The following is a 13,372-nucleotide window of genomic DNA, read 5'->3' on the forward strand; positions in this document are numbered from 1 at the left end:
CTTATGCATAATAAGCAGGAGTAATCGAAATACACTAAGTGCATTTTAAGTGTGCTATTTTGCTTCGTACAGGAGTGTGATGAACTACCTTGCTCACCTTTATCTAGCCCAACCAACCGCCGATTCTCATATGGGGAATCTGCTCGGCGACTTTCGCCGTGGTGTTGACCCCCACACCCTGCCTAAGGCGGTGAAATTAGCGCTAGATAACCACTTGTTAGTAGACAAGTTCACCGACCATCACCCACTAGTGAAGCACACCCGAGCCCTTTTTAGCCCACATCGACGCAGATTCGCTGGAGTGGCCACAGATGTCTTGTTTGATCACTTGCTGATCCAGCACTGGTCAAAATTTACCGACCAGCCGTTTAGCGATTTTTGTGCGCTTAGTTACCGCTTATTGCAATCTAGATCAGACGCTATGCCCACGAGAATGCAGCATGTCGTAAAACGTATGTGTGAGGATGATTGGTTTGCAACGTATGCCTCACTCGATGGCGTGGATTTAGCTTTAAACAACATAGCTAAACGTATCCGTTTCAACAATTCATTTGCCGGGGCAGTGCACGACATTGAAGCGCATTTAGATGATTTCAATGCCGTGTTTTTAACATTTTTCCCAGAGCTCGTGGCACATGTAACTAGTTACAATATTGAGCAAGCCACAGAATTTCGACGCTAGTCCTGCAAACGGTATAACTGCTGCTGATAGGCCATAGAGCTAAATAGAACATGGGCAAGCGCTTTGTGACTAATCACTTTCATACTCGCATCTTCTGGTACTTCTTTTTGCTCTTTGGCGTGTTTGTCATAGTGCCAATAGCTCACTTTTTTCCCCGGCATAAGTATGCTGGCAGTGTTATTTTCAATGTAAGCAAAATTGTCGTAGTACTGCATCATTGCCCGCTCTACAGGATACTCTTTAGTAAGGTCCAAGCCAGTCATCGGAGTCGGCGCATCAACACCAACAAGGGATAGCAATGTGACGGGTAAATCAATTTGGCTCACCAAGCGCTGATCTCGCTTTTGCACTCCAGCGTTGAGTATCACCGCTGGGATGTGGAAAGATTTAATGGGCACTGGCTCTTTGCCGTAAACCCGCACATCATGATCAGCAACGACTAAGAACACCGTATTTTGCCAATATTCTTGGCGTTGCGCTGTGGTAATAAATTCACCTAACGCTTTGTCTGCATACATAATGGCCTTGTCTCGCGCAGGGTTGTCACTACTAAATCCCTCAGGTAGCTCAACACTGTCTTGTGGTATCTCAAATGGATCATGGTTGCTTGAGGTAAAAATAAGACTGAAAAACGGTTTGTCTTGAGCATTTAACTTAACCAGCTCTTTGTCAGCTTGGCGGAACAGATCAACGTCACTGGCGCCCCACGATGACACAAATTGTGGGTCTTCTATGTCATCAAAATCGACGATGTGCTGCACTCCATTTCCCAGAAAAAAGCTCTTCATATTGTCAAAGTGGCTTTCGCCGCCATAGACAAACTGTGTTGTATAACCCTGATTTGCCAATATTTGTGCAATTGTAGAGAAGTGCTGTTGGGATTTTGAAAGCTTCACTACCGAACGCGAAGGTGAGGGTAAAAACCCAGTCATGACCGCTTCAATGCCTCGTACTGAACGCGTGCCCGTGGCATATAAGTTATCGAAGCCCCAACCTTGCTCGTAGAGCTTATCGATATGTGGCGTGAGACCTACTCCACCGAGTGCACCGACAAAACGCGCACCCAAACTTTCTTCTAAGATAATCACAAGGTTCTTTTTAGGCCCTTGATTGAAGGGCGTGTTGGTTGCAAGTGTCGGTATTTGCTCAGATACAAACGATGCTTTGTAGCTCTCCTGCTTTACAACATCAATGATTTCATTTTCGTCCATTGTGCCATACAGCTGCTGAGCACCCTGCTCACTACTCATATTTTTGAAGGCAAAAGCAACGCTGTAAAGCGAGTTGAGAGTCAGAGAATTGACCAGTGCATCCTGAGAAAAATACACCAGCGCCGGGTTAATAGGACGGTGTCCAAGAGTTCCTCGGGCTGCCAATGCGACAAGCGGTAAAACCAATAAAGACAACAAGATAGCGCTGAAAAAAGACCGCGATTCCTGCATATTTCGTCCTGTTCGAGTGAAATATTGTTTAGCGATAACAAAGGCAGCAGCCGCCAATACTACACTAACTACCAGCGTTGCTAAGTGGCCATTTACCAACATCGAAAATACTTCGTGTGGATAAGCAAGGTATTCGATGAATAGCCGATTTGGGCGAACATCGTATTGGTTGATAAAAGCGGGCGTAGCCAATTCCATCAACACCACTAGGGTTACGACAAAGGCACTGTAAATTGTCGAAAAGCGATTAATGCGATGCATTACACTGTTGCCCACAAAGGAGCTGAGTAGCACGACAACCAGCACTGGCACGCTTAAGTAGACGCTCGTACTAATATCAATACGTAAGCCACCTAAAAATAATTGTGTGGTGTTGATGTCTCCAATACGTTGTTGCAACCATAGGAGTAAAGCGAGCCGACTAATTGAAAAAATAGCCAACAGTAGAAAAACCAGAGCGAGATAAGGTCTTAAAAGAGTGTAAAGGTGGTTTATTGTTTTCATAACATACTACAACAATGACGCTGTTAGCAGGTTATAAAATGAAACTTAAGAAAAACTTAAGAGAGTCTTTAGTGTGAGTATAGTGAATTGATCGTGAGGAGTACTTTGAGATTTAAGAGCGAAGCGTGTGCTTCGCTCATTCGTATCAGCTAATTAGATAGCTTTAACGTCAGAAGCTTGAGGGCCTTTTTGACCTTGCTCTACTGTAAACTCAACGCTTTGACCTTCCTGTAGAGTGCGGAAACCGCCTTCAGCTACGATTGCACGGAAATGTACGAATACATCTTTGCTACCGTCAGCAGGAGTAATAAAACCGAAACCTTTTGCTTCGTCGAACCATTTAACTGTACCAGTTGCTTTAGACATAATGTGTCTCCAAAAAAATAATATATATCAATGTGTTGCTTTCGCAACGGAATTGCCGAGTTAAGTACTAGCTAACACGAGAGGCTTACGCTGCTTTAATTCGGGGTGGAACATTTCTTGGATAGAACACACGTAGAACTGAAGTACAAAAGCAAATATCGAATCTGGGTAGAACTCATCAGACGCGAGCATATTAACACAGCACTTTCACTTTACCTAGGCATTGAGTGTAATTTTTGTACAAAAAACACTCAACCCAATCAAAGTTAACGTTTTAATGATGTCATTAACCGTAATACTACCCTATCGGCGGCAATAACCCACTGTATTGGATGCCACTGAGTAACGCCATATCGCGATTCCAAGTGGCGATATCATCTGGATTGAACTGATTTAATGAGTCGTGACCACATGCTCTTGCCATTACTTGCATAAGCTCGGTACTCGCGGTTAGAAAATTACTTAGCCGCCGCGCCGAAACATCTATATTCAGACGTGCTCTTAATTCAGGCTTTTGTGTTGCGATGCCCGCGGGGCAATTATTGGTATTACACATGCGAGCACCAACACAACCAATTGCCTGCATGGCTGAATTTGCTATGGCAACCCCGTCAGCACCCAAGGCGAGTGCTTTTACAAAATCAATCGGCACGCGTAACCCTCCGGTAATAATGAGTGTTACATCGCCACTTTTCCCATAAGCATCGAGATAATGACGTGCACGAGCCAACGCTGGGATTGTCGGCACACTGATATGATCGCGAAACATCTCAGGCGCAGCCCCCGTGCCACCTCCTCTACCATCAAGAATGATGTAATCAGCGCTGGCATCCAATGCGAATTGGATGTCGCGTTCAATGTGATTCGCACTCAATTTGAACCCAATAGGGATGCCGCCCGTTATTTCTCGGACTCTGTCGGCGAATCGCTTGAAATCTTTGACTGTGTGTAAGTCTTTGAACGTTGGCGGGGAAATAGCGGGTTCACCTTCTGCAATACCACGCACTTGTGAGATTTTGCCAATATTTTTATTACCGGGTAAGTGTCCACCCGTGCCCGTTTTTGCGCCCTGCCCACCTTTAAAGTGAAACGCTTGCACGTTTTTGAGCTTTTCTTCATCAAAACCAAATTGAGCACTGGCTAGCTCATAAAAATAACGGGAATTCGCCTGCTGTTCTTCTGGCAACATACCACCTTCACCTGAGCAAATGCCGGTTCCAGCCAACTGTGCGCCCTTCGCTAGGGCAATTTTTGCCTCTTCTGATAAAGCTCCAAAGCTCATATCCGAGACAAATAAAGGAATATTCAATACCAATGGCTTTTTAGCCTTAGGCCCAATCACTAACTCAGTGGATACAGGCACATCTTCCATCAAAGGCTGCGTTGCCATTTGCGCCGTCATGATTTGAATATCGTCCCAATGCGGCAACTTATAACGAGGAACCCCCATGGAAGTCATTGGCCCATGATGACCAAAGGTGGCAAGACCGTCTTTCGCCAACTGATGAATGAACTCAACCGTAGGCTCTTCTTTTGTTGCCTTCGCTTGAGGCGCACCACCTTGCTTGTCTTGTTGTTGAGGCCCTTCGCTTCCGACATCTTTGGCGTCAAACTGTTTATGCGTGCCATCACAAAATGGTGTATTCGCGCTGTATTTGCATTGGCACAAATAAGCATCGCCCGTTTCCTGCGCTACAAACGACTTTGGTTTGAATTCAGTTCCAGCATGGGAGCCATCACAAAATGGTTGGTTATTGGAGCGACCGCAGGCGCAAAAATAGTATTCCTTTCCTTTCGTTAAGTTGACTTTGGCAGGTTTGTTATCGGCTATGACAGGTTTCATATTTCCCTCGATGACGGATAAGGCGCTTCAATCTTGAATTACTGTGAATACACCTAACTATAGACGCTGAATATGATTTAATTTGTACCTCAAATAAAACCAATTAGAAACTAGAAAGTTAATTCAATAAATGTAACTATCTGCTTTAAGGCGTTATCGCGATTTTTAGCCGTGTCTTAGTGACACTAAAAATCGCCTACGCGCATTACAACTTCCTAAAAATAAAGATAGAAAGGACATCTTATGAATCGATTGCTCTGCTCTTGGATTGCTGCCAGTGCTCTTTTTTTGAGTGCTCAATCGCTTGCGGAACCTACTGTTTTTGAATATCAAAAAGTGTCAGGTGGTGTATCTGCTAAGAAAATGAAGGCCATTTACGATCTGATCCCCAACCCCACGGGGGACGCGAAAAAAGCGCGCTTGGCTATTTTGCAAGGTATGCAACAAACCAAGGGGGTGGCTTGGTTAGTAGAAGGTGAAGGAGATGGGTATGTATTGGCTCGCTGGGATTACAAAGGTCATGCGATCATCCACCGCATTGAATACAATAATGACGCTGTGCAAATAAAATATGCTGGCGGTGTGAATGACTATCAATGTGCCATCCAAAAAGGTGATTTTTGCTATAAAACGCACCGCAATTATTACAAATACAATCGCTCGTTGGTAAAAGAGCTCAAGCGTGCTTTGGGGAATGTGTAAAATGAAATCATTACAACGATCAGTGCGCCTGTGTATCGCGGGCATCAGCCTAGGTTTAGCTGCAAACGCAATTGCCCAGACTTCTGTAGAGTACACCTTCTATAATGATCCCTTTTATCTATCAGACTATGTGACCGACCCCGCTGCAGTTATTAATAAAGGGCTGAAGCAGTATGAATGGCAAGTTGTAGAGCAATCACCCGGCCTTGTGCAAGCGCTATTGGATCACAAAGGCTATAAACTGCGTCTCAATATTCATTATTCCGATAGCAAAATCTGGTTTGATGAAGTATCCGCAGAAAATAACAACTGTTCAAAGAAACCGTGTGAGGTTGAACAGCGCCATATCGATCGCTGGCGTATGGGTTTACGCCGCGGTATCGCCAAAGCTATTACTGACGAAGCAGTAAAAGACGCCTACAACGCGGTTTACAGCAACAAATAAAACTAAAAACGGCGCTTGTATTAGCGCCGATTTTTTATTTCACAACGAAATCAAAATAGGTATCCGCGTAGGGCTGCGGGTTAAGAGAGAAATGCCACCATTCCATTGCGTATGGGGCAAATCCATTGGCGACCATAATATCGCGCAACAAATAGCGATTTGCTCTTTGCGCCTCTGTTATACGCGGATCATCGGTGTTTGACAGTGTATCGAACATATCAAACGGCGAACCCATATCCAGCTCTTCACCCGTTTTGTTGTCGACGAGGGTTAAATCCACTGTCGCACCGCGACTGTGACCAGACTTAGCTGCGATGTAACCGCCAAGTAGCTCGTCCTTACCTAGATTAGGGTAATATTCTGACTTAGTTTTAAGATCGGTTTCATCATTCACCCAACGTACAAAGTGGTCCACTGCACGTTGTGGGCGATAACAGTCGAATACCTTAACTGTGTAACCTTGCTTGCTGGCTTGTTCTTGCGCCGCCGCCAATGCCTTTGCTGCATCACGATGCAAAATACATTTGGCCGCTTCATAACCATCCACAGGAGCACCAACAAAGTTATCGTCGGAGAAATAGCGAATGTCTTGTATAACATCAGGCGCGATTGATGCTATCGCTACAAACTCCTCTTTATCTTGATTAGCAGGCACCTCCGTCGCCGCTGCATTGAGCGACAGTAACAAGGTGGTTGCAGCATATAGATAAGCTCTCATCGACTTTCCTTTTTTATGTTTTTAGACGCGACACGAAAAATACATTATTCTCAATTAAAATTATAAACAGAATAATGGTTTCCTTATGTTTAAAACTACACTAGTTTGCGGTGCTTTGTTAACCCCCTTTACAGTTATGAGTGCAAATAATCCTGAGCATGCAAGCATTGCCAACACCTACATAGAGAGTTTCAACGAACTCGCTATCGCGCCGGATGACATTTACCCTGTTATCGAGTCCTTAGCTAAGCACGATAATATCAAAGTCGAACTGCTCGGCAATTCATACGAGCAGCGGCCAATATATGCTATCACCCTTGGTAACGGACCAACCAAAGTGTTGATGTGGAGCCAAATGCATGGTGATGAAAACACAGCGACCAAAGCGTTATTTGACTTCTTATCCTTCACCTTAGATAACAACCAAGCCCAGTGGCGGCAAACGTGGCAAGATAAGGTTACGGTGAAAATTATTCCAATGCTGAATCCAGACGGTGCAGCTAAGCAGACGCGGCGCAACGCTCAAGGAATAGATATTAACCGAGACGCCAAGGCACTCAATACTCCCGAAGGTAAAATCCTGATGCAAGTAGCCAAGGATTTCGAAGCTGATTTCGCATTCAATCTTCACGACCAAAATGCCTATTATGGTGTGGGCCAAACAGCCAAGCCCGCTACTATTTCTGTGCTGGCACCCGCTTATAATCACGCTCGCGATATCAATACGAGTCGTGGTGATGCCATGCGTTTAATCGCACATTTAAGCACCAGCATAAACCAACACATTCCGGGGCACCTTGCTAAATACGATGATAGTTATTCCTATCGGAGTTTTGGTGATACCTTCTCGGAAATGGGCATGCGCACCATTTTGATTGAGTCTGGCGCTCATTTTAATGACCCCAAACGCGACGTTGCGCGACGTCTTAATCGCATTATGTACAAAGAAGTTATCGATAGCATCGTCGCCAAATCCTGGCAAACAGCCGAAATTGCCGTGTATGACGCGATACCTTTCAATTCCAAAGACGCCTTCGTGGATGTATTAATTAAAAACGTCACCGTGCGCGGTCCATATGGAAATTACCAAACAGATTTAGCCATCAAAGATGAGGGAATTTTTGCAAGAGTTAATGAGCTAGGAGATGTAGCCAGTGTTCGCACTGGATTTCAAGAGTTAGACGCACAAGGGCTATTTTATCAACCTCCTCTTCCTTTGGACAGCCAAGCAAGTACCGAACTAACACAACAGCAATTCACAGAAGCCCTAAAACAAGGCCAAGGATGCACTGAATCACTTACCCCAAGAGTCAAGTCAGCTAATAAATATCCGGTGTTACCTTGCCCAAAACAGGCATTCCCTTATCGCCATCAAAGCGCAGCATTTTTATTAAGCGATGATAAGGGCCAAGTGCACTATGGTATTTTTGGCACAGATGTAGTTAGGGTTAGTACCAACTAACAGCAAAAAAAAGGGCTCTTAACGAGCCCTTTGGGTTTCTATGAAGTCTGTAGCTGATTGCTTAGCTACGCTTACGTCTCAATAGCGCAAGAGGGCTCAGTAGTAACAACCATGCTAGTGAACCTGAGCTTGATTTTTCAGGCTTAACTTCTGGCTCTGGTGTTACAACAACTGGTGCATCTTCACCATCAGATACCACTGTAAGGTTGAAGGTGCTTGATACTGCATCAGCTGGATTCTCAATATCTTGAACCGTTACTGTTACTTCGATATCACCGTGGAAGTATTGCTCCGGAGTGATAGTCACAGTGTCGCCCTCAACCGTTGCGGTCATATGATCACCAGTTACGATGATTTCATTCGCTGAGTTGTGCTCATCTACATAAGTTACGTCGAACGAGATAGCTTGGTTCTCATCAGTTTCCATATCATCAAGCTCAACCATAACGATGTTGCTTGGTACAGAAAGTGTATGAGACTTAACCATAGTGTCCATGCCATCTACTTCGATTGTTGCAGTGAACTCCATGTCACGACCTGCTGACGCAGTTGTGATATCAGCCCATGCTGTCACTTCGAATTGTGAAGACTCAGGACCTACATAGTCCATACAAATGACCATGTCGTCTTTAACCACTTCATCAATTTCGTTGAAGCTAACTTGCTTGCCAAGGTATCCACTCAATGGACCACGGTTGTATGAAGGACCTTTATAGCCTTGAATACCGATACTGCCGCGCGTATCTGTTGAACCGAAGTCAATGTTGTCATACGCCAAGTAGATCTCATGCTGGTTCTCACCAAAGCGGGTAAACGGTGTGAAAATCACTTCGAAGTCGAAAGAGTTGTCACGTTTAGTCCACTCATATGAACGCGTAGCACGGTCATAAATTGGGTCACCATAGTCAGCTGCGTTATCCCACTCAACAATTGCCCAAGTGCCTGTAGTCGCAAGAGTGATACCTTCTTGAGCACTTAGACCAACACTCATCACGTCATTTGGATAACCAGGGAACCAACCACGCCAAAGTGCACCAATACTCTCATATGGGAATGAGTCGTATGGGAACGCCATCGCAAATGGAGAGAAGTGGCGTGTTGGGCCAAATGACACTTTACCGTTACCGTGCACAGACATAGTGCCATAGCTTACGTTCGTCGCATCAGCGTTGTTGTATAGGTTCACATCATCAATACCGTTGAATAACGTATTTACCGGTAATGTGTAACCACGGTCGAAAGTGATCAGATTGTTTTCATCGAAGCCTGAAAGAATCGGTGTCAAACCAAATCTTGACAAGTCAACGTAACCACCTGGATTAGGATTGCCAAAATCTGGAGTACGACAGAACTCATCTGTAATACTGTCAGTTACGATGTAATCAGGTGCCAAATCACGTGTGTCTTCTTGCGTACCAGAAACAATCAATTTGCCATCAGCGACTTCGATGTTCACATCTTTACGCGAGCTCAATACATTTTGAGCGTTGATGTTTAATCCCTCAGGGATATCAGCTGTGAAAGTAAAGTTACGGTCCATACCTGTGTTGTTTGGCAACACTTCAAACGTAAATGGAACCTTTTCACCAATCTTAGCTTTGCTCTGAGGTACATCAAGGTGCACGCGGTCTACGCCACGCTCAAGCTTAAACGGGATAGAGCCAATATTATCTGGGTTTACATCAGATGTACCCACATCAATAAGGCTGTAGTAAACGTCGTCTTGTTCCATGTCCATGTTCCAAGAAACGTTCATGTCTACCGTGTTGATACCATCACTTGAAGGCAACGATGCCGTAATTGCGCTGTCTAGTTCGTCAGTAACAACAGCAACCGCATATTCGAATGTCTCTTCTAAACCTTCATAACCATTATCGCGATGGTTATAAAGCATGTACCAATAGTCGCCCTCTTCTGGGTTATTGATATTACAGAAGTTGTCGTAAATCACGTGGCTAGATACACAAAGAATTTCATCTTGCGGCTGTATCTTGCCATCGCCATTGTAATCCTTACCTACGTAGACTGCAGGGTTACCAACCGCTAGAGTTTTCTCAAGCTCTGAATCAGCAACATTCAACATTTCTACGATTAAACGCTTAGAGTTAGGACCAACATTAACAAAGCCTGTGTGCACTGCTTCATCAATAATGTCTTCCTCTGCAGGTACAGTTGTGCGGTTCATTGCCCATGGGAATGTACCTTCATCATCTTTTGGAATAACAACTGATTGAACATCCGCTTTAACTGGTTTGTAAGCGCGCGCTACTGGGTTGTCTACCAGTGGCATGACGATGTCTTTCGCTACATAGGTATCATTATCAGCGTGAGCTGTCGCACCTAAACGTGAAGGTAAATCACCACGGTCATATTTAAATGCCATTGGCCAATGCGCGTCTGGAATGCCCGCTTCCTGTGCTTGGAAGATAAGGTTAGTGTGTAGCTCAACTTCTGAGTTAGAGAACCAATCTTGCGTATCCATCACAGATGCTTTAACAACGATTGTTTGCGTTTCACCAGCCTTAAGTGAGAACGTTTTTGGCGTTACTTCGATGTTCACACCGTTTTGCGCAGACTGAGAACGCATATCGAACGCCCAGTTTACAACATCTTCATGGCTCACTGTCCATGTACCGTCTTTGGTTGCTTTAACAGTACGCACCCATTGACACTCAGGCGCACACGAGAAATCAACTAGGTTAGGCATGTTTAGCTGATGCGGTGTACCACCATTGTAAGGATCAGCTGCTAGGAAGTTCGCTGCAGTTTCATCCATTACAAGACCAGATTTAACTGCGTTTTCTACGTTGATACGGCCAGTACCTGCACGGTAGATACCTGCTTTGTCCGACTCTGAACCTTCTTGGTTTAAACGCCAGTACTGAACTTCGTTGTCAGTCGTCATCATTAATGCAGATTGTACTTCTGATGCCGTCCACTCTGGGTTAGCTTGACGAATAAGCGCCATCGCACCCGCAACGTGAGGAGAAGCCATAGATGTACCGCTAAGCGCAGCGTAATCAGCACCAAATGGTGTTGATACGAATGGGTGCTCATCTGAGAATGCAGCGTAAATGTCTACACCCGGAGCAGCAACAGTCGGCGCTAGGATTTCAACGTTTGAGTATGAAGGACCACGTGAAGAGAATTTTGCTAACCAATCCGCGTTTTCTTCATTGATACGACGCTCAATTGCAGTCGGTTTGATAGTGATCATGTGACCTTTTTCACTGAAGCTATCAACCCAGTCTTCAAGGCCATCGTCAGGATACACACCATTCCACTGGTTGTAAGTGAAGTGTACACCCGGTAGAGAGTATGACTGAGGAACAGTACCTTGGTCTCGATTTTGGTTGTACATGATGTAACCATCTGCACCACCAGCCTTAACATTGTCTACTTTTGCAGTACGCGCATTACCATTTGGATCTTGTGGATCGTGACGCTGACAAATTACGATAACGTTAGTTTCACCCGTTGCCGCACCTGGAATTTCCGAACCGTCTTTGAAGAAGTCGAACGTGCCCGCAGGGTATTCAGTTACACAATAACCTTGGCTGTCTTTTTCACCATTGATGTCTTCGTAGTCTTTTGCCCAAACTACCACACCGGTAATTTCGGTATCATTAAGCGCACCACCCACTAGACCCATGTCAGCCCATTTAGGTACTTCTGAACCCATTGCTGGGTCGATAAAGCCTGCATATTCAACAACAGTATCAATTGCCACTTCACGGCCGTGAGTTGTTGCTGCAACTTGCGCTAACCAAGGTGACGAGTTATCAAGGTAACCCATACACTCTGAACCACCACATACGCCAGTGCCCGAGTTACCGGCTGCAGCTGCAACGTTAATACCTGCTTCACGTGCAGAAAGGAAAGCTAGTTGAACTGGGTCAGCCCATACATTTGAGTCAGCACCACCGATTGAGAAGTTGATTACATCAACACCATCGGAAATCGCATCTTCGATACCTGCTACAAGTGCTTCACCAGGACAGCCACGGTATCCTGATTCATTGTCAGCGTGACAAACTTGGTAAGAAATAATATTTGCGTGTGGTGCAACACCTGAAATTTCAGGGAAAAGTGCATCAGCTAGAACAACACCGTCTTGGTTTTCACCCACACCGGCCATCATGTAAGGTACATCTTTTACAACGTTACCCGCTGCTGTAGACGCTACGTGTGAACCGTGACCTTGGTAGTCTTCACCGATTGCTGGCCAGCCAGGGATCATGGCAGAGAAAGTATCTGTGATAATGTCGTAAGAGCGCACACCGATTAGTTTGTCGTTACACTGGATGTGCTCTGCATCTTCAACACAATCACCAACGTATTGACCTGGTCCCCACGGGTTAGTGTGATCGTAACCGTCACCGCCTACGTCCGCGAAAGAAGGGTGATCTGAGTTAATACCCGTATCGATGATACCGATGATTTGACCTTCACCTTTGTGTTTAATACCTGTTGGTGATGCCGCACCTGACCATACTTTGTCAGCGTGAATTGTCTTTGGACCTTCATCACTAAGTAAGTCGTAATGCTTTGAACGCATTACTGAGGCAACGCTGCCTAGGTTCGCAATGTTAGCTGCTTCTTGTTCAGTCATTTTCACCGAGAAGCCATTAATAGCTTTAGTGAACTGACGACGCATTTCTGTGCGACCTGTTACCGCTGTCACTTCTTGCATTACGCTTTGTTGTTTGTTGCGTAGTTCACGCTCGTACATTACAACCGCTTTAGAAGTAGGCTGGCCACGCTCGAACAATTTGCCGCCAATAGTGCCACCCATGCTGCGAGTAAGCGCTGAGTTAGGATCTTGAGCTGCTACAGCTACCGCCGCGTCGCGAAGACGAACAATATAAATGTGCTCACCTTCGATGTTTTCCTTAACAAATTTACCTGCTTGCGCATTTAACTGAACGTTAACGCCATCAGCGTATGCACCATTAAGACCCTGTGTGTCTAATTCTTTTTGCAGTGCCTGAACGTCTGCAAGGTTAAAGCTAGGCGCTTTAAGTTTGTTATCTACATTGGCCGTTTGGCCACTTGCGTTAACTGCTGCATACAATGATGTTGCACTGAAAAGTGCCACACCAACAGCAGTTGCGATAGTTGTCTTCTTCATAATTAACCCTAACTATGTGTATAAAAGAGGATGAATTTCGAACACGTCGAAAATATTTAACATCTCGATTCAATCAC

At 45.0% G+C, this 13,372-nt stretch carries 9 protein-coding genes; 4 read left to right on the forward strand and 5 right to left on the reverse strand.

The annotated features are described in order from the left end of the window. Nucleotides 1–79: 79 nt before the first annotated feature. Complete coding sequence (locus V1358_RS09140) at nucleotides 80–682, forward strand: acyl carrier protein phosphodiesterase (protein ID WP_347393323.1); 603 nt, start codon at nucleotides 80–82, stop codon at nucleotides 680–682. Here the strand turns inward: V1358_RS09140 and V1358_RS09145 are convergent. The 3 genes from V1358_RS09145 to V1358_RS09155 all read right to left on the reverse strand — a co-directional run bounded on the left by V1358_RS09145 (nucleotide 679) and on the right by V1358_RS09155 (nucleotide 4,837). Further along, on the reverse strand, nucleotides 679–2,628 hold the full coding sequence (locus V1358_RS09145) for an LTA synthase family protein (RefSeq protein WP_347393324.1): 1,950 nt from the start codon (nucleotides 2,626–2,628) through the stop codon (nucleotides 679–681). The genes V1358_RS09140 and V1358_RS09145 overlap by 4 nt on opposite strands. Before the next feature lie 153 nt (nucleotides 2,629–2,781). After that, on the reverse strand, nucleotides 2,782–2,994 hold the full coding sequence (gene cspE / locus V1358_RS09150) for a transcription antiterminator/RNA stability regulator CspE (protein ID WP_347389678.1): 213 nt from the start codon (nucleotides 2,992–2,994) through the stop codon (nucleotides 2,782–2,784). A 298-nt stretch (nucleotides 2,995–3,292) separates the two neighbouring features. Further along, nucleotides 3,293–4,837: a glutamate synthase-related protein gene (locus tag V1358_RS09155; RefSeq protein WP_347393325.1), complete on the reverse strand. Its 1,545-nt coding sequence runs from the start codon at nucleotides 4,835–4,837 to the stop codon at nucleotides 3,293–3,295. Nucleotides 4,838–5,080: 243 nt separating this feature from the next. Here V1358_RS09155 and V1358_RS09160 point away from each other — a divergent pair, with 243 nt between their 5' ends. After that, nucleotides 5,081–5,539 carry a hypothetical protein gene (locus tag V1358_RS09160; protein WP_347393326.1) on the forward strand — a complete coding sequence of 153 codons (459 nt, stop codon included), beginning with the start codon at nucleotides 5,081–5,083 and terminating at the stop codon, nucleotides 5,537–5,539. Between the two features lies 1 nt (nucleotide 5,540). Further along, nucleotides 5,541–5,984, forward strand: a complete 444-nt coding sequence (locus V1358_RS09165; RefSeq protein WP_347393327.1) for a hypothetical protein — start codon at nucleotides 5,541–5,543, stop codon at nucleotides 5,982–5,984. A 34-nt stretch (nucleotides 5,985–6,018) separates the two neighbouring features. Here V1358_RS09165 and V1358_RS09170 read toward each other — a convergent pair whose 3' ends face one another. Beyond that, the gene (locus V1358_RS09170; protein ID WP_347393328.1) at nucleotides 6,019–6,702 is read right to left on the reverse strand and encodes a M15 family metallopeptidase; all 684 of its coding nucleotides are present in this window, start codon (nucleotides 6,700–6,702) and stop codon (nucleotides 6,019–6,021) included. Between the two features lie 85 nt (nucleotides 6,703–6,787). Here V1358_RS09170 and V1358_RS09175 point away from each other — a divergent pair, with 85 nt between their 5' ends. Continuing rightward, a complete protein-coding gene (locus V1358_RS09175; protein ID WP_347393329.1) occupies nucleotides 6,788–8,164 on the forward strand; it encodes a M14 family zinc carboxypeptidase in 1,377 nt (458 codons plus the stop codon). Nucleotides 8,165–8,225: 61 nt separating this feature from the next. Here V1358_RS09175 and V1358_RS09180 read toward each other — a convergent pair whose 3' ends face one another. Then, nucleotides 8,226–13,295 carry a S8 family serine peptidase gene (locus V1358_RS09180; RefSeq protein WP_347393330.1) on the reverse strand — a complete coding sequence of 1,690 codons (5,070 nt, stop codon included), beginning with the start codon at nucleotides 13,293–13,295 and terminating at the stop codon, nucleotides 8,226–8,228. Between the last annotated feature and the right edge of the window lie 77 nt (nucleotides 13,296–13,372).

Source organism: Pseudoalteromonas pernae (assembly GCF_039831865.1).
In the GTDB taxonomy this organism is placed as follows: Bacteria; Pseudomonadota; Gammaproteobacteria; order Enterobacterales; family Alteromonadaceae; genus Pseudoalteromonas; species Pseudoalteromonas pernae.

Coding starts and splice junctions, on each gene's coding strand:
- V1358_RS09145 (WP_347393324.1), bottom strand. CDS start 2,628: ATGAAAACAATAAACCACCTTTACACTCTTTTAAGACCTTATCTCGCT.
- V1358_RS09155 (WP_347393325.1), bottom strand. CDS start 4,837: ATGAAACCTGTCATAGCCGATAACAAACCTGCCAAAGTCAACTTAACG.
- V1358_RS09140 (WP_347393323.1), top strand. CDS start 80: ATGAACTACCTTGCTCACCTTTATCTAGCCCAACCAACCGCCGATTCT.
- V1358_RS09180 (WP_347393330.1), bottom strand. CDS start 13,295: ATGAAGAAGACAACTATCGCAACTGCTGTTGGTGTGGCACTTTTCAGT.
- cspE (WP_347389678.1), bottom strand. CDS start 2,994: ATGTCTAAAGCAACTGGTACAGTTAAATGGTTCGACGAAGCAAAAGGT.
- V1358_RS09175 (WP_347393329.1), top strand. CDS start 6,788: ATGTTTAAAACTACACTAGTTTGCGGTGCTTTGTTAACCCCCTTTACA.
- V1358_RS09170 (WP_347393328.1), bottom strand. CDS start 6,702: ATGAGAGCTTATCTATATGCTGCAACCACCTTGTTACTGTCGCTCAAT.
- V1358_RS09160 (WP_347393326.1), top strand. CDS start 5,081: ATGAATCGATTGCTCTGCTCTTGGATTGCTGCCAGTGCTCTTTTTTTG.
- V1358_RS09165 (WP_347393327.1), top strand. CDS start 5,541: ATGAAATCATTACAACGATCAGTGCGCCTGTGTATCGCGGGCATCAGC.